Annotated in this window: 12 protein-coding genes and 1 pseudogene; 6 read left to right on the top strand and 7 right to left on the bottom strand. The window is 61.7% G+C overall.

Going from position 1 to position 16,628, the window contains the following annotated elements; genetic code table 11:
• Positions 1–562 precede the first annotated feature (562 nt).
• Positions 563–1,873, top strand: a complete 1,311-nt coding sequence (locus tag BBF94_RS23380; protein WP_065261327.1) for an MFS transporter — start codon at positions 563–565, stop codon at positions 1,871–1,873.
• Positions 1,874–1,945: 72 nt separating this feature from the next.
• Here BBF94_RS23380 and BBF94_RS23375 read toward each other — a convergent pair whose 3' ends face one another.
• Positions 1,946–3,934, bottom strand: a complete 1,989-nt coding sequence (locus BBF94_RS23375) for a peptidase U32 family protein (protein WP_065261326.1) — start codon at positions 3,932–3,934, stop codon at positions 1,946–1,948.
• A gap of 126 nt (positions 3,935–4,060) precedes the next feature.
• A complete protein-coding gene (locus BBF94_RS23370) occupies positions 4,061–4,441 on the bottom strand; it encodes a RidA family protein (RefSeq protein WP_065261325.1) in 381 nt (126 codons plus the stop codon).
• A 504-nt stretch (positions 4,442–4,945) separates the two neighbouring features.
• On the opposite strand from BBF94_RS23370, the gene BBF94_RS23365 reads away from it, so the two are divergent.
• A complete protein-coding gene (locus BBF94_RS23365; RefSeq protein WP_065261324.1) occupies positions 4,946–5,329 on the top strand; it encodes a DUF6124 family protein in 384 nt (127 codons plus the stop codon).
• Between the two features lie 89 nt (positions 5,330–5,418).
• Here the strand turns inward: BBF94_RS23365 and BBF94_RS28505 are convergent.
• Positions 5,419–5,643: pseudogene (locus tag BBF94_RS28505) on the bottom strand (hypothetical protein); the annotation flags it as partial.
• 464 nt (positions 5,644–6,107) lie between these two features.
• Here BBF94_RS28505 and BBF94_RS23360 point away from each other — a divergent pair.
• Entirely contained in the window at positions 6,108–7,790 is a 1,683-nt protein-coding gene (locus tag BBF94_RS23360; protein ID WP_065261323.1) for an MFS transporter, read from the top strand.
• Positions 7,791–7,833: 43 nt separating this feature from the next.
• On the opposite strand, the gene BBF94_RS23355 is transcribed toward BBF94_RS23360, so the two are convergent.
• From BBF94_RS23355 to BBF94_RS23345, 3 genes are read right to left on the bottom strand one after another with little or no spacing between them, the layout of a single operon-like run.
• A complete protein-coding gene (locus BBF94_RS23355) occupies positions 7,834–9,180 on the bottom strand; it encodes an MFS transporter (RefSeq protein WP_065261322.1) in 1,347 nt (448 codons plus the stop codon).
• A 49-nt stretch (positions 9,181–9,229) separates the two neighbouring features.
• A complete protein-coding gene (locus BBF94_RS23350) occupies positions 9,230–10,303 on the bottom strand; it encodes a C45 family autoproteolytic acyltransferase/hydolase (protein WP_065261321.1) in 1,074 nt (357 codons plus the stop codon).
• A 40-nt stretch (positions 10,304–10,343) separates the two neighbouring features.
• Entirely contained in the window at positions 10,344–12,071 is a 1,728-nt protein-coding gene (locus BBF94_RS23345) for an amidohydrolase (RefSeq protein WP_065261320.1), read from the bottom strand.
• A 105-nt stretch (positions 12,072–12,176) separates the two neighbouring features.
• Here BBF94_RS23345 and BBF94_RS23340 point away from each other — a divergent pair, with 105 nt between their 5' ends.
• Together BBF94_RS23340 and BBF94_RS23335 are read left to right on the top strand one after the other, a co-directional pair.
• A complete protein-coding gene (locus BBF94_RS23340) occupies positions 12,177–13,082 on the top strand; it encodes a LysR family transcriptional regulator (RefSeq protein ID WP_065261319.1) in 906 nt (301 codons plus the stop codon).
• An 81-nt stretch (positions 13,083–13,163) separates the two neighbouring features.
• Positions 13,164–14,132 carry a helix-turn-helix transcriptional regulator gene (locus BBF94_RS23335; RefSeq protein ID WP_065261318.1) on the top strand — a complete coding sequence of 323 codons (969 nt, stop codon included), beginning with the start codon at positions 13,164–13,166 and terminating at the stop codon, positions 14,130–14,132.
• 29 nt (positions 14,133–14,161) lie between these two features.
• Here the strand turns inward: BBF94_RS23335 and BBF94_RS23330 are convergent, their stop codons facing one another.
• Entirely contained in the window at positions 14,162–16,072 is a 1,911-nt protein-coding gene (locus tag BBF94_RS23330) for a tyrosine-protein phosphatase (protein ID WP_065261317.1), read from the bottom strand.
• Positions 16,073–16,286: 214 nt separating this feature from the next.
• On the opposite strand from BBF94_RS23330, the gene BBF94_RS23325 reads away from it, so the two are divergent.
• Positions 16,287–16,571, top strand: a complete 285-nt coding sequence (locus tag BBF94_RS23325; protein WP_065261316.1) for a FecR/PupR family sigma factor regulator — start codon at positions 16,287–16,289, stop codon at positions 16,569–16,571.
• The last annotated feature ends 57 nt before the right edge of the window (positions 16,572–16,628 follow it).

Raw genomic sequence — 16,628 nt, 5'->3', positions numbered from 1 at the left:
CTGCGCCCCGCCCCGGAGGAAGGTTCGTTCAGGTAGCGCAGGTTCTTGCCCTTCATGCCACCGCTGAATTGACGTCGTTCGATCAAGATGCGGTCCATCTGTTACTTGTTATGCCGCCATGCTAACTGGCGCCGCAGCAAATTACTCGCAAACGGTACAAGCACGCTCTCAAGGGATCGTTCCCACGCTCCGCGTGGGAATGCCTCCATGGACACTCAGCGTCCGGCGTTGGAAGGGACGCGGAGCGTCCCGGGCTGCATTCCCACGCAGAGCGTGGGAACGATCATCACCCAGCCCTGCCGGGCTGCGTCCCAACGTCGCAGGCCCGGCACCTTGGCAAACGCCGCACAAGGCTTAAAATCGCGCCTCCTCTTGCAGTCGCCCGACCGGCGCCTGCCCGCAGCCATGACAACCCTCAGGTTTGAACAGCCGGCCACTTTCACCCAGTGCGCCAGGCTCAATCGTCCTGCCCGTTCGGCGGTCGTTTGTCTTCAACACACTTCGGCTTGACACTCGCCTGCGCAGAGGCGCACGTTCCGCTGTTCGATCACTTGAGGTTTTTATGACACCGCGTTTGCTGGCCATGGCGCTGGCGCCCCTGCTCGGGCTGTTCATTGTTGCTTTGGGCAACGGTTTTCTGTCCTCCCTGACCACCCTGCGCCTGGGCGCGGCCGGCGAATCGGCGACGATGATCGGCATCGTGTCCTCGGCCTATTTCATCGGCCTCACCCTGGGCGCGATTTTCAATGACCGGCTGATCCTGCGCATCGGCCATATCCGCGCCTACAGCAGCTTCGCCTCGCTGATCGCCGCGACCATCCTGCTGCAAGGACTGTTTTATGACACCTGGGGCTGGGTCGTGCTGCGTCTGATCAACGGCTGGGCCACGGTCGGCGTGTTTCTGGTGATCGAGAGCTGGCTGCTGCTGGCCGGTGACGCGAAGATTCGCGGCCGTCTGTTGGCGCTGTACATGATCGTCCTCTACGGCGCCGGGGTGCTGGGTCAGGCGTTTTTGGGGAAAGTCACGGGCCTGGGCGACACCGCGCCGTTCATGGTCGCCGGCATGTTGGCGACCCTGTCGGTGCTGCCGATCGTGATCCTGCCGCGGGTGTCGCCGTTGCTGGAACAGGTCGAACCACTCAAGCCACGGGCACTGCTCGGCGTATCGCCCACCGGTCTGGTCGGCTGCTTCGGCTCCGGCGTCACCATCGCCGCGATCTACACCCTGCTGCCGCTGTACCTGCAACGCATCGGCCTGAACGTCGGCGAAGTCGGCAGCATGATGGCCTGGACGGTCCTCGGCGCTATGCTGCTGCAATACCCGGTCGGGCGCTGGTCCGACCGCAAGGATCGTCTGCAAGTGTTGACCGTGCTCTGCGCCGCGTGCACCGTGCTGTCGTTGGTGATCGTGCTGGTGCCGCTGTCCTCGGCCATGCTTGCGGCGATGCTGTTCCTGCTGGGTGGCGGCGTGTTCGCGCTGTATCCGGTTGCCGTCAGCCACGCTGCCGACCGTGCGCCGGTCGAAACGCTGGTGCCGATGATTCAGGGCATGTTGCTGATCAACTCGCTGGGCTCGGCGATGAGCCCGCTGCTGATCTCGCCGGCGATGAACGCCCACGGCGAAACCGGCCTGTTTTGGGCCTTCGCCCTGGTCAACCTGGCCATGGTGACGTTCTTCTTCTGGCGTCGCGGCAAGCGTCCGGTGCCGGCCAACCCGGCGCCGTTCGCAGCGGCAGCGACCTTCTCGCCAACTGGCGCCGAGCTGCGGGTGACCGAGGATTTGCGGCAGGCCGCGCAGGACCATCCGCCAATGGTCGATGCTTTGAGTGGCGAAGCGGCGCCGCCAACAGGATCACGCTACGAAGCCAGTTGAGTCACTGGCAGGCATAAAAAAACCGGTGACTTGCATCACCGGTTTTTTATTTATCACACAGCAGCCTCTGAATCAGTGCGGCGCCCGAGGAATGGTCTTCAGCAGATCCTCTGGGCTGATATGCCCCACCACACTGCCCGGCTGTGGCATGTTCAGGATGTGGCCCTTCATCTTGCCGATCACGTGCATTTCGCACGGTTTGCAGTCGAACTTCAGCGTCAGCACTTCATCGCCGTGAATCAGCTGCATCGGTGCGACTTTGGTCTTCACGCCGGTCACGCCTTTGGCCTGTTTCGGGCACAGGTTGAAGGAGAACCGCAGGCAGTGCTTGGTGATCATCACCGGCACTTCGCCCGCCTCTTCGTGGGCCTCGTAAGCTGCGTCGATCAGCTTCACGCCGTGACGGTGGTAGAAGTCGCGGGCCTTCTGGTTGTAGACGTTGGCGAGGAACGACAGGTGCGCTTCCGGGTACACCGGCGGTGGCGTGGTCTCGGCCTTGCGCGAACCGCGTGGGTGGGCGGCGACGCGGGCGGCGGTCAGCGCTTCGATCACTTCACGGCGCAACGACTTGAGCTGCGAGTTCGGGATGAAGAACGCTTGTGGCGCATCCAGTTTGATCGAGGTCGCGTGGTATTCGGTGGTGCCGAGCTGACCGAGCAGATCGTGCAAGGTCTCCAGCGCCTGCTCCGGTTTGTTGGCGACGCCGAACGGGCCGTCCAGCGCGACGCTGGCGCTGATGCCTTCTTCGCTGGTCACGGTCAGTTCCAGACGCTCTTCACGCAACTTCGCCAGCCAGCTCACGCCGATCCGACGCTCGGCAGAGGTCTTGAGCAAGGCCTGCTGCCAGTTGTGGTCGAGGTTGCGGTTCAGCGGGTGGTTCGGACGCAGCTTGTACAGGCCTTCCGGCATTTCGTTCGGCTCGACGCGGTAGCGGTAGCGCTTCTCGCCCTCTTCCTCGAACTCGCCCTTGGCTTCGGCGATGTTGGCGCGGAAACCCACCACTTCGCGCTTGACCAGCACGTTGAGGCCGTCGCCGTTGGACAGCGGTTCATGGGTGACGACTTGCAGGTCACGCTTGCCGACCTTCTCGACCGTGCCCACCGCCAGACCGGTGAAGGTCGGCGAATCGAACGCGCCGATGTCGATCTTGCGCTCGCTGACGAAGTAGTCGGTGCTGCCACGGTGGAAGGTCTTTTCCGGGTCCGGCAGGAAGAAATGCGCGGTGCGGCCGCTGGAGGCGCGGGCCAGGTCCGGGCGGTCGTTGAGCACGTCGTCGAGACGCTGGCGGTAATAGGCGGTGATGTTCTTCACATAGCCCATGTCCTTGTAGCGACCTTCGATCTTGAACGAACGCACACCGGCCTCGACCAGTGCGCGGATGTTGGCGCTCTGGTTGTTGTCCTTCATCGACAGCAGGTGTTTTTCGTAGGCGATCACGCCACCCTTTTCGTCTTTCAGGGTGTACGGCAGACGGCAGGCCTGGGAGCAGTCGCCCCGGTTGGCGCTGCGCCCGGTCTGCGCGTGGGAAATGTTGCACTGACCGGAAAACGCCACGCACAGCGCGCCGTGGATGAAGAACTCGATGGCGGCATCGGTTTCATCGGCGATCGCGCGGATTTCCTTGAGGTTCAGTTCACGGGCCAGTACCAGTTGCGAGAAACCGGCCTGATCGAGGAACTTGGCCCGCTCAAGGGTGCGGATATCGGTCTGGGTGCTGGCGTGCAGCTCGATGGGCGGAATGTCCAGCTCCATCACGCCCAGGTCCTGGACGATCAGCGCATCGACGCCGGCGTCGTACAACTGATGGATCAGCTTGCGCGCCGGCTCCAGTTCGTTGTCGTGCAGGATGGTGTTGATGGTGGTGAAGATGCGCGCGTGGTAGCGACGGGCAAATTCCACCAGTTCGGCGATTTCGCTCACCTCGTTGCACGCGTTGTGGCGCGCCCCGAAGCTCGGGCCGCCGATGTACACCGCGTCGGCGCCATGCAGGATGGCCTCGCGGGCGATGGCCACGTCACGGGCGGGGCTGAGCAGTTCCAGGTGATGTTTGGGCAAGGACATATATAGTTTTTAGTCAGGCTGTCACGGTCGAGGCGCGCATTGTAGCCGCGAAACGCGTGGGCGGCACGCCTGTGCTGCCGGGTGGCAGCCCTGCTCAGGGCAGAACTGCCAAACCAAACCGCAAACTCAGGCCTTGGCGGCCATCGCAGTCACTTCCACCTTCATCCCTTCAACCGCCAGCGCCGCCACGCCAACCGCTGCGCGCACCGGCCAAGGCTTGGCGAAGAAGCGCTTGTACACCTCGTTGAAGGCTGCGCGATCAGCCATGTCGGTCAGGTAGATGGTCAGGTGCAGCACGCGGTCCATCGAACTGCCGGCCTTTTCCAGCGCTACTTTCAGCGCCTGCAACGTGCATTCGCTTTGCGCGGTGACGTCGCCCAGTTCCAGGCTGCCGTCGGCACGGGTCGGAATCTGGGTCGACATCAGAATGCCGTTGAATTCGGTCACGTCCGAAGAGATCGAGTCTGCATCCGGATCCGGGGTGTAGGTGATGTCCTGGTTGGCCATGGGAAAGTCCTTCGCTGGCAGTGAGGACGGCGCCATCGCGCGCCGTTTCGGGCGGCCAGTTTACAGACACGGCGGCGGGTTTGAAGCCATGGCGGTTTTCGGGGTTGCTTCTGACGGATGTTTCAGTGTGTTTTGTTGGCCGATAAACAGGTTTCGATGCGTGTGTTTAAAGACACCTGAAGTTACGCGCAATTGCCCACAAATCCTTGCGCCAGAGCCTACGGCTACGCCAGAATCCGCCGGCTTGTGCGCCTTGGGGTCGGCCGGTAACTTGGATCGGGTCACTGATTCGCAGTGATCGGGTTTAGCAGCCCGGCAGATATTCCCCGGTTGTACGAGTCTCATCAGTCAGGCGGTCGCCTGCACTTGATGGTGGCTGTGTGCTTGGCACCTTCGGGTGCGCCGGGTTTTGGGGATGTCTACCGGTCTGCTAACTCGCACACAGCCGCCACCCCCTTCGTTTAGCAGCGAAATGGATGCGGCCTTATAGAAGGATGACATCCCATGTTCAAAGCAACGCCAAATCCCCCGGTCACCGAACCGGCCAGCATCACCGACCCAACCTCTCCCTACGAATGCCCTGATTCGAAGAGATTCAACGAAGCCGCCAACCGCGCCCTCGACTACCACCTCGGCCCGATGACAGCCCACATGATGGCCGTGCCCTACTCCCCCAACCGTCTCTACCAAGCCAACCCGGCCAGCAACACCGAATCCCTGCTCGCCGACGCCGTCGAGACCCTCGGTTCGGCCAACGTCATGCTCAATAACTTCGCCGACCTCCTCCAAGGCCCCCACCGCAAGACCGCGCAGGGTATTGCGCAGGTTGTGATGTTGGCGGAGCTGGCGGTGAATCGGGTGCTGGATAAAGTTGTGCCTACGGAATAAACCACAGCGGCGAGGCTAGTCTTCGCTACCACTTAAAATCAAAAGGGGACAATTAAATAAATCTGCCCCCTTTTGACTCAACGGAGCTACCTCGAAAGAATGCTTGTAGCGTCCAAGTGTGCAAAGGTCGTAGCGGGAGCGGGGTCAGTATAGTCATCTGCCGGAACATAGACAGCCTGAATAGACGTAATGCTTCCGCTTCTGTTGCTTACAGCTGGCTTTTCTTCAACGACCAGCACTACTTCCACCTTAACAACCGGATCCGCAAATATTCCCGAAAATTTACCCAAAAATTCTTGCAGAGTCTTATCCATTGGAAAGTTATCAATCACAATTCTTTTATTCGTCATCTTATGCCTCGACAATTAATGTGGACGACAATCAAAAGACAAAAAATGGGGACAGAATTATTCCCGGCCCATCCACCAGAAAAATTATCGACATAAAAGCCTAAAACCACACCTGATAGAAATGACAGTTTTTAATGCCTATTTAGAACAACAAAAATTCTAAATAATTATAAAACCACGAACGCAAACCCATTTAACTCATTCCCTCCCAGAACCAGCCAATCCAGTTTCACTTCGACCACACCCAGCGCCCCCCACTGGATATCCCCCCAATCCCAATTATGCTCAAAGAAACCCCGCCCTCCCGCGAGGTCGAGAGTCTGTGCACGCTCCACGAAGCACCTGCTCCAGCACCAGCCAAAGGCCACGGGTACGCGACGTTGATGAAGTGCTCCGGCCTATAACAACAAGCACGACGGAGAACCCCCATGGCCGTACTCGACAGCATGTCCACCGGCAGTGCGCCGCATCCGCACCACAGTGTCAGCAAGGAGGAGCGCAAGGTCATCTTCGCTTCGTCCCTCGGCACGGTGTTCGAATGGTACGACTTTTACCTTTATGGCTCGCTCGCCGCGATCATCGCCAAGCACTTCTTTGCCGGGGTCAACGAGACCACGTCGTTCATCTTCGCCCTGCTCGCCTTCGCCGCCGGTTTTGCGGTGCGGCCGTTTGGGGCGGTGGTGTTCGGGCGGTTGGGCGACATGATCGGGCGCAAGCACACGTTTCTGATCACGATTGTGATCATGGGTGTGTCGACGGCGATTGTGGGATTCCTGCCCGGCTACGCGACCATCGGGGTCGCGGCGCCGATCATTCTGATCACCCTGCGATTGCTGCAAGGTCTGGCGCTGGGCGGTGAGTACGGCGGAGCGGCGACCTATGTGGCCGAGCATGCGCCGAAGGGCAAACGCGGGTATTTCACCTCGTGGATTCAGACCACCGCGACGCTGGGGCTGTTTCTGTCGCTGCTGGTGATTCTGGCCTGCCGCACCGCGTTGGGCACCGAGGCGTTCGAGGCCTGGGGCTGGCGGATTCCGTTTCTGCTGTCGATCCTGTTGCTGGCGGTGTCGGTGTACATCCGCCTGCAACTGAACGAGTCGCCGGTGTTCATGAAGATGAAGGCCGAAGGCAAGGCATCGAAAGCGCCGCTGACCGAGTCCTTCGCCCGCTGGGACAACCTGAAAATCGTGATCATGGCCCTGCTCGGCGGCACCGCCGGGCAAGCGGTGGTCTGGTACACCGGGCAGTTCTACGCGCTGTTCTTCCTGCTGCAGACCCTGAAGATCGACCCGCAGACCGCCAACCTGCTGATCGCCGGATCGCTGTTGATCGGTACGCCGTTCTTCGTGATTTTCGGCAGCCTGTCCGACCGCGTCGGGCGCAAGGGCATCATCATGGCCGGGTGCATTCTGGCGGTGGTGACCTACTTTCCGATCTTCCACGCGCTGACCCAGTACGGTAACCCCGACGTGTTCGTCGCCCAGGAAAAGAACCCGGTCAAAGTGGTCGCCAACCCGGATCAGTGCTCGTTCCAGTTCGATCCGGTGGGCAAGGCCAGATTCACCAGTTCCTGCGATCTGGCGAAGACCATCCTGGCCAAACGGGCGATTCCGTATGAAAACGTGGTGGCGGAACCAGGCACCGTGGCCCAGGTGCGCATTGGCGACAAGGTCATCGAAAGTTTCGAAGGCACTGCCATGCCAGCCGCCGACTTCAAGACCCGCAACGACGCCTTCACCGCCAGCCTCGGCACCGCACTGAAAGAGGCCGGTTACCCGGAAAAGGCTGATCCGGCCAAGACCAATTACCCGATGGTGCTGCTCCTGCTGACCGTGCTGGTGATCTACGTGACCATGGTTTACGGCCCTATTGCCGCATGGCTGGTCGAGCTGTTCCCGGCGCGCATCCGCTACACCTCGATGTCGCTGCCGTACCACATCGGCAACGGCTGGTTCGGCGGGTTCCTGCCGACGGTGGCATTCGCGATGGTCGCGGCCACCGGGGACATCTACTACGGTTTGTGGTACCCGATTGTCATCGCGGTGATGACGGCGATTCTCGGGATCTTCTTCATGCCGGAAACCAAGGATCGCGACATCCATCACAGCTGAGGATCGAATACCGCCCTCTCCGTCGGAGGGGGCGGCGCTTTATTCACCGCGCTTCCCAGTGTTGCACCGCAGGCGGGATTGTCGAGGCCACTGTCACTGGCGCGTCGATTGCCTCCAGGCTCAAGTGCGCAGTCTCCCTGAGAAAGAACGAGCAGACCGCCACGATCCCCAGCGCCACCGCCCCGTAAACTGCAACACCAAACGCGTCGTGGTGGTTGGCGATGAGAATGGCCGTGGCCGCACTCGACGCCGTCCCGCCTCCCAGCGCGGCACCGATCTGGTACGCCGCCGACATCCCCGAATAACGCATGTGCCGAGGGAACTGCTCGGCGAGAAACGCCGGGATCGGCCCCTGGGTTGCCCCCATGAACGCACCGATCACGACGTAGGCGAACGTCGACACCAACAGGCTTTTCAGCCCCACCAAGGGGAAGAATACGAAGAACCCGCACGCCATGATGAACGCCCCGAGGATCATCACTCGGCGCCGACCAATACGGTCGGAGAGCAAGGCAAACAGCGGCGCGGTGATGACGATGGCAACGGACAACGCGATGTCGAAAATCAATGCATCGGTGCTGCCATAACCCAGTTGGGTGGCGTAGGACAGGAAAAACGTGCTGCCGATGTAGGCGATGGTCACGTAACCGAAAGCGATGCCGGTACACAGCAACATCGCCCGAGGTCGCGCACGCAACGCTTCAATCAGCGGCATCCGCCCGTGGCCCTTTGACTCGCCCAGCGACTGAGCCGGTTTCTGCAACCGCGCATAGAGTCCGACCAGCACCAGCACACCGCCCAGCCAGAACGGAATGCGCCAGGCAAAACCGGCGAGGTCATCGTTCGCCGCCACGCTGACCACGGCAAACACCGCCGAACCGAGAATACCGCCGATGCCGATGCCCATGCTGGTGAAGCTGCCCCACAACCCTCGTCGCCCGACGGGCGCCGATTCGATGCCGAACAACGCGGCCCCGCCCCACTCGCCCCCGGCGGCAAATCCCTGTACCAGCCGCAACAGCACCAGCAAGGCCGGCGCCCCTGCGCCGATGGTTGCGTAGCCCGGCAAACAGCCGATCAGGAAGGTGCTGAGCCCCATCAACAGCAAGGTGATAACGAGCATTTTCTGCCGACCGAGCTTGTCGCCGTAATGCCCGAACACCATCCCGCCCAACGGTCGGGCAAAGAATCCCGCACCGAATGCGCCAAAGGCGACGAGGGTTGCGGTGAGCGGATCCATCTGCGGGAAAAACACCTTGGGGAACACCAGCGCGGCGGCCGTCCCGTAGATCACGAAGTCATAGAACTCCAGGGCGGTGCCCATGCCGGAGACGAAGAAGGTTCTCAGCGCCGACGGTGAACCCGCCGTGCGTTCAGGTTGACTGGCCATGTGGGTTGCTCCTCTTGTTGTTGTTTTTCGAGGCGTTGCAGCAAGGGTTTCAGAAGCGCTGATAGCCGTTTCTGGCCAGTTGCTTCGGGTTGCCGGCGGCGAATTCGAGCGCACAGTTTTCGGTATCGATGCCGATGGTCAGCAAGGTTTCCCAGCGCTCGGTGGCCGGCATGCTCAGGTCGGGATGGAAGCAGATCGGGGCTTGCTCACCGGTCGCGCCGCACATGGCATCGGCACGGCGCACGAGATCGCCCTCGGTCATGCCATTCAGCAAGGCGTTGACGTGGTCGATGCGCGCGTAGGTGGTCGAGGCGTCCGGCGTGCGTTCGCCAACGCTCAGGTCCGGGTCGAGGAAGTGGTTGGTATGGGTGATCCAGCCTTCGGCGTTCGGCAGCACCACGGCGGTGGCGGCAGGCGACATCTCGATGCTGCAGGCGCGGACTGTCGAGTCTTCGCGAGCGAACACCGTCAGCACCGTGGACGCACTGACCCGCGCCGAACGCGCCAGTTCGATGGCCTCATCGACACTGCGCGCCTGCTCCAGAATCCGCCGCGCAATCGCGTGCACCGGCACCCCGCCGCTGCCGTTGTCGCTGGCGTGGTGAAGAATGTTGAAGTGTAGCCCGAGGCCTGCGCTGTTGACGCCGATCTTGCCGAGCATGCCGAACTCGGTGAACAGCTTGACGGTCATCCCGGCGTCGGTGGTCAGTTGCAGGATCAGGCCGTTGGGCACCAGCGTGTCGTGCCAGTCCCAGGTCTGGATGGTTTTCGGCGCCTGCGGACCATGGGGGGCGAACACGGCTGTCGAGCATTCGCCTTCATTCGAAGGCATGACCGCGAGGATTTCGGTGCGGGCGTTCAGGGCCGCGAGCTGCCACAGCGGCAGATCGGCGCCTTCGGCCATGGCGACGATTTCCTCGGCCAGCGCCGGGCTCCAGTCTTCCAAGGCTTTCAGGCTGGCTTCGCCGATAGTGCGCACTTGCTGCGGCGGGATGTCGAGTTGATTGAAGAAGTCGAGGTACAGCGCAACGGTCTGGCGAATCTGCGCGCTGAAGGCGTCACCGATCTGGTGCCCACGGGTTTGCGGGTTGTGGGTGTCGGTGACGAAGCAATGAAGGTTCACGAAAGGTTTTCCTTTTTTTGGCGTTGTAATGGAGTGCGACTTACGGCTGACGGCGGTAGATTTCGCGACCGGCGAAGAAGGTGCTGAGCACCTGGGTGTCGCGCAGGGCTTCAGGGGCGACCGTGAACACATCGCGGTCGAGCACGATCAGGTCAGCCTGTTTACCGGGCTTGAGTGAGCCGATGCTGTCTTCCAGGCGCAGGACCTTGGCGGCATTGAGGGTGTAGGCCTGGAACATGGCCTGGCGATCGATGTCTTCGGCAGCGTTGAGCACACCTTTCGGGCCTTTGCGGCTGACAGCCTGATAAATGGCTTTCCACGGTTCCGGCGTGGTGATCGGCCAGTCGCTTGCGCCGGCGATGGTGGCGCCCTGCTTGAGCAGCGAGCGCGCCGGATAGGTGTACATGAAAGCCATGGCGCTGACGTAGGGCTTGACCAGATCCATGCTCGATTCATCGGCGCTGGCCCAGTACATCTGCATCGAAGCGATGACGTTCAGCGCCTTGAACCGGGCAAATTCTTTCGGGTTGACCATCTGCAAATGGGTGATCGAATGGGCAATGCCGCTCTGGCGATCCTTGCGCGCCTGCTCGATGCCATTCAGGGATTCACGCACCGCGCGGTCGCCGATGGCGTGGATGTGCACCAGCCAGCCACGGGCGTCGGCGGCGCTGACCAGCTCGCCAAAGTGCGCCGGATCGATCAGCAGCTCGCCGGACTTCTTCGAATTCTTGTAAGGCTCCAGCATGGCTGCGCTTTGTGCGGGTGATTCGGCCACGCCGTCGGCGAACACCTTGATGCCCGGCAGCGTCAGGTTGTGCACGCCGAGGAATTGCTGGCGGACCTTGTCCAGTTCATCGAGATCCGCAGGTGTCGCCTTCGAATCCGCCATCAGCAATGCGGCGACGTGAGCGGTAAGTTCGCCGTTTTCCGAAAGTTTCTTGTACGTCGGCAGCACGCCCGGCGAGTCGTTTTTCACGTCGGCACCGGGCAGTTCATTGGCCAGCGGATCCATCCACCCGGTGATGCCCAGACTCTTGTAGTAATCCAGCGCAGCGCGACCGCCCGCCAGCAGCGCTTCATCGGTCGGCGGTGGCAACAGGGCCTGCACCGGGTAGAGGCCAGCGTCCACCATGAAACCGTTCGGTTGGCCATCCGGGTGATGACCGAGGGTATCTTTGTCTTCGGGTTTGAGGGCCTGGATCCGCGCCGCATCGATACCGGCGCGCTTGAGCATCGCCTGATTGGCCCAGCCGGTGTGCATGTCCCAGCCCAGCAGCAACAGTGGCTGATCGGCCCACTCGCCCTGATTGAAACGCTGCTCCAGGGCGTCGATCCGGTTCCAGTAAGTCGAGGGCAATCCGCTGACACTCAAGAACTCGCCGCGCCGGGCCTTGCCGTCCTCACGCCATTGGCGCAGGCGCGATTCCAGTTCATCGAGCGGCAACATCTGCCCGTCGAGATTGGCCTGCAGCATCTGCAAGCCGCCCTTGACCGTGTGGGAGTGCGAGTCGATGAAACCGGGCATCACCACTTTGCCGCCCAGATCGATCAGCCGGGTATTGGCGGACTTGAGGCGCAGCACCTGCGCATCCGAACCGACCGCCACGACCTTGTCGCCCTCGATGGCGATGGCCTGCTGCAACGCCTGGCCGGGTTCGGCGGTGTAGATTTTCGCGTTGTGCAGGATCAGGTCGGTGGCGGCCAGACTTTCCAGCGAGGCACAGGCCAGTGCGGACGACACCATCAGGGTCAGAAGCGGCTTCATCAGCGCCCTCCTTGTTTTTGTTAGGCTTAAGCCAGACTATCCAAGCCCGCCGGATAACTGAATGCCGTCTCACGCACAACTTCTGTGCCCATCAGGAATAGATCAATGGACAAAATGAGCGCCCTGACCATGTTCGTCGCCACCGCCGAACACGGTAATTTCAGCCGTGCCGCCGAGGTGCTCGGCAACACGCCATCGGCCCTGACCAAGGCTGTGGCGCAACTGGAAGAGGAACTCGGCAGCCGTCTGTTCGACCGCACGACCCGACGCATGGCGCTGACCGAGGCCGGGCGGATCTATCTGGAAGGCGCGCGTCAGGCGCTGTTGCAACTGCAACTGGCCAGCGAAGGCGTCGAGCAGCTCAAACATGAATTGCGCGGCGAGTTGCGCATCATCGCCCCGCCCTCCTTCGCCCCGGCCTTTCTCAATCAGGTGTGCTGCCGCTTTCTCAACGAGCACCCGCAGGTGAACCTCGAAGTGGATCTGAGCGACAACTACGACGATCCGGTGGATGCCAGCTACGACCTGGCGCTGCGTGACGGGCCGATCGACCTGCCGGGGGTGATCGCCCAGCCGCTGGTGGAAAACCGCGTGCAGCTCTGCGCCAGCCCGGCCTATCTGGCGCGCAAGGGCAGCGATGTGTCACTGGACAACTATCACCAGCATGACTGGCTGATCTTCCGTCACCCACTGCTCAACCGGCATTTCTGGTGGGTCAAACAGGGCGAGCGACGTTTGCGCATGACCCAGCCCACCCCGCGCATCGCCAGCGACAATTACGACTTCCTGCTGGCCTGCCTGCTGGACGGGCAAGGCCTGCAATTTCTCCCGCAATGGAGCGCCGCGCCGTATCTCGCCCGGGGCGAGCTGGTGGAATTGATGCCCGAATACTGGCGTGAGCCCAGCGCCTTCGGCCCGTGGATCTACGTGCTGTATCAGGCCCATCGGCGCAATACGCGCAAGGTGAAGGTGTTCATCGACTTCCTGAAAGCACACTGGCAAGCGACGTGATCCGGTTGTGTCATGTCGCTGTCATGGGCGGTTGCTAACGTCCTCGCGCCTCTTCGCCCGACTGCCAAGGTGACCTTCCCGGTGTATTCAAGCCCGACGCGTCAGACCATCATTCTCAGATCCGCCGATATGCCCTGCGACGATTTCGGCGCGCTGTTCTCGCGGATGTTCGGCAATCGTTACGGCGACACACCGCCACCGCCCAACGACATCATCATCGGCGGCGTTTACGGCCGGTACGAAGGCGTGAGTTTCCGGCGCATGCATTATCGGGGCGATTTCACGGTCGCGTTTCCCGAGCCGTTCGATGAAATCACCTTCGTGATTCCCACCGCCGGCAAGATCGTTTTCAACCATGAATCCGTGGGGCTGAGCGATGTGGGGCTGGCCATCGACAAGGCGGATCTGCGCTCGATGCGCTTCGTCGACAATCACGCCCAGCACGGCATGTCGATCAGTCGTGCTGCGCTCACCGAACGCTTGTCGTCGCTGTTGGGCCGACCGATCGTGCACAAGCTGCATTTCGAGCCGAGGGTGGATCTGAACAGCCCGGCGTTTCAGGGCATTCGTGCTCTGATCGATCTGGCCACCGGCACTGAATTTGACTTGCTGTTGAACGCCGGTTCACTGATGCCATCGCGCCTGCGGGAAATGCTGGTGGACGCGGTGCTGGAAGCCTGGCCGCACAATTTCAGCGAAGCCCTGCGCCGGCCTGAAGCGTCAATTGCGCCACGGCATGTGAAACAGGCCATCGAATACATTCAGGCGCATCCCGAGCAACTGCTCAGCGGGACGGATCTGGCGGGAAGGGTGAACGTCAGCCTGCGGGCGTTGCAGGAAGGCTTCCGGCGGTTTGTCGGGACCTCGATTGTCGCGTATCAGCGCCAGGTCAGGCTGGAGCGGGCCTGCGAAGCGTTGAAGCGAGGTTCGTCGTCAACGGTGAGCGAAGTGGCCCTGCGATACGGCTTCAGTAATGTCGGGCGGTTCTGCCAGTACTTTCAGGATGCCTACGGCGTAAGCCCCGCAGAAATGCGAAAAGGACTGCGCTGACGCAGTCCTTTTTCTTCACCTTCAAATGTTCAGAACTGATAACTGGCCTTGAGCCCGCCACTGAAACCGTGGCTGTCGCCCCCGCCGCTTGCGCCGACGTCGGCGCCCAGACTCAACGCGCCAAGGCTGGCCATCAGGTTGACGCCGCCGCTGAACTGATCACGGTTGTCGAACGCCGCGCGTTGTTCGATATCCAGTCCCAGCAGATGCCCTTCACTGTCGACCTGATGATCGCCCAGCACACGCTCGTAGCCGACCCGCACGCCCGGCACCAGTTGCCATGCGTCCGCAGACATCGGAGCGAACGAGACCTCAAGATTGGCCACGGCGCTGCGACGGGTTTGCTGGAGGCCGTCGACATCGAGGGCCAGCTCGCTGCCCTTCTCCTGGAAGCCCGACAGGTCGAGACGACTGACGCGCACGCCGAGGCTCGGCTCCAGAACCATATCGTTCATCGGCAGGCGATAACCCAGCGCCAGCGTGGCGCCGCTGAGATTGCCGTGGGTGTCGCCCTTCGCCGAACCGAGGCCACCGCCGAGGTCGCGTTTGCTGTCGTAGTCGACGTAGCCGGTACTGAGGTTGGCATCGGCAAACAAACCCCGTTCCAGACTGGTGAAGCCATAACGGGCGCCCAGATCGAGGAAGGCGAAATCGGTATTGGCCTCGCCGCCCGCCGCGCCAACGGTGCCCTTGCTGTAACCGATCCCGCCGCGCGCGCTGAGTTGTTCGGAGAAGCGCTGGGTAACGCCGACCATCAGGCCCTGGCTGTGTTCGTTGCTGCTTTGCGCATGGGCCGAACCGTCGGTGCCCAGGTAACCGGCGAGCGCGGTGCTCCACAACCGGTACTGGCCGACCTTGAGATCAGTGCCGCTGGCGAACGGCGCGGCGGCCTGCTCGATCATTGCGTTCTGACGCAGCAGGTAACTCGCCGCATCGGCATGCACCTGACCGCCGACGGTGGACTCGACACCGCCCAGAGTTCCGGCGTCGATGGCCGATTGCAGGTAGTAGTTGTAGGCGCTGTAGGTGCCCGACAGTTTGCTGTTTTGCAACGCCTGCAACAGCTGCGCACCGGCGGCGGCATTGCCGATCAGCCCTGCCTGACCGGGCAGGCTGTTGTACTCGACCATTTTGCCGCGCAGCACATAGATGGTTTCCTGGGACAGACCCAGACCCTGCTTGAGGTAGTTGTCCATGCTGCCGTATTGCGCAGTCACCTGATCCAGGCCGGCTTGCAGGTAACTGGCCTCCACGCCCAGCAGCGGCGCGTAAATGGCAGCCATGTTTGCCGGCATCATCGCCAGTGTCCTGGCCACCCGGGCGGCGGTGTAGTCGTTGGTCGCCAGGTAGTTGCTCATGATCGTGGCGTTGTCGACCCCGGCGATGCTTTGCAGCACGGCGGCGGTCCAGCCGGTGCGGTCCTTGCCGGCGGTGCAGTGGAACAGCGCGGCACCGTCGACACCGGCCAGTTCGTTGAACAACACGCCGAGCTGGCGGCGCATGCCGGCATCGCTGACAAAGGCGCGGTTGGTGTCCTGCATCATGGCGATGGCATCGGCGGCGCTTTTGAACGAGACCGTGGTGATGTTCGCGCCCGAAGTGGTGGCGCCGATGATGTCGATGTTCTGGTAGGTCGCGCCGCTGATCAGCGTGTCCGGCGTGGCCGCGATTTCACTGGGGGTGCGCAAGTCGTAAACGGCCTTGATCCCCAGCCCGTTGAGGGTCGCCAGATCCGACGCCGTCGGCGTCAGCGCATTCGAGCGATAAAACACACCGGCGCGCATCGTGCCGTCATGGGCCGTGGAGTAGGCCGTGGTGACACCGGCGACATCGCGGAAGTTGTCGATACCCTGCAGGCGCGGGGTATCAAGGCTGGCCGCGTGGGCGGCGGCGATGGACAGACTCAGCACGGACAGCGAACACAGTAGACGTGGAAACACGATGCAGCCTCATTGAAAACCGGTTGGGCTGCCCACTCTCTACATCGGAAAGTGCCGGAATATGACAAAACGTCGAAAAGCCTGAATGGCGGCGCGATCTGTCCGGCGCACGCGCATTCTGTCCGTCGGGCCGGCTGAATCCCTGTGGAAATTTGACGTTTTTTTTGCAAGAGGCAGGGTAAAGTGCCCTCTCCGGCCATCCTGGAAACAGTCAATGAATCGCCAAAGTCCTCAAGACGCCGATGATGAAATCCTCCATCAGGCAGCTCACTGGTGCTTGCGCCTGCAAGACGAAACCTGCACGCCCGAAGAACGCCAGGCCTTCCAGCAGTGGATTCAGAGCAGCCCGCGCCATGCCTTCGAGTACGCGAAGATGCTTGAAGTCTGGGAGTTGAGCGATCAATTGCCCGACGAGCACGACACATCGAAAAAGCGCAAGGCTGCGAGCCTGCCGTGCAGCTTCGAGGAATTTCAACGCAATCTGGCTCAACGCAATTAGCATCGTGCGGGGATCAATGTCAGCAGCAGACGGCGTCACTTGAAGCAACGCCTTGTC

Source organism: Pseudomonas bananamidigenes (assembly GCF_001679645.1).
Classification (GTDB): domain Bacteria; phylum Pseudomonadota; class Gammaproteobacteria; order Pseudomonadales; family Pseudomonadaceae; genus Aquipseudomonas; species Aquipseudomonas bananamidigenes.
Note: the sequence above shows the minus strand (reverse complement) of the source record. Positions and strands in the feature narration are given on the sequence as shown.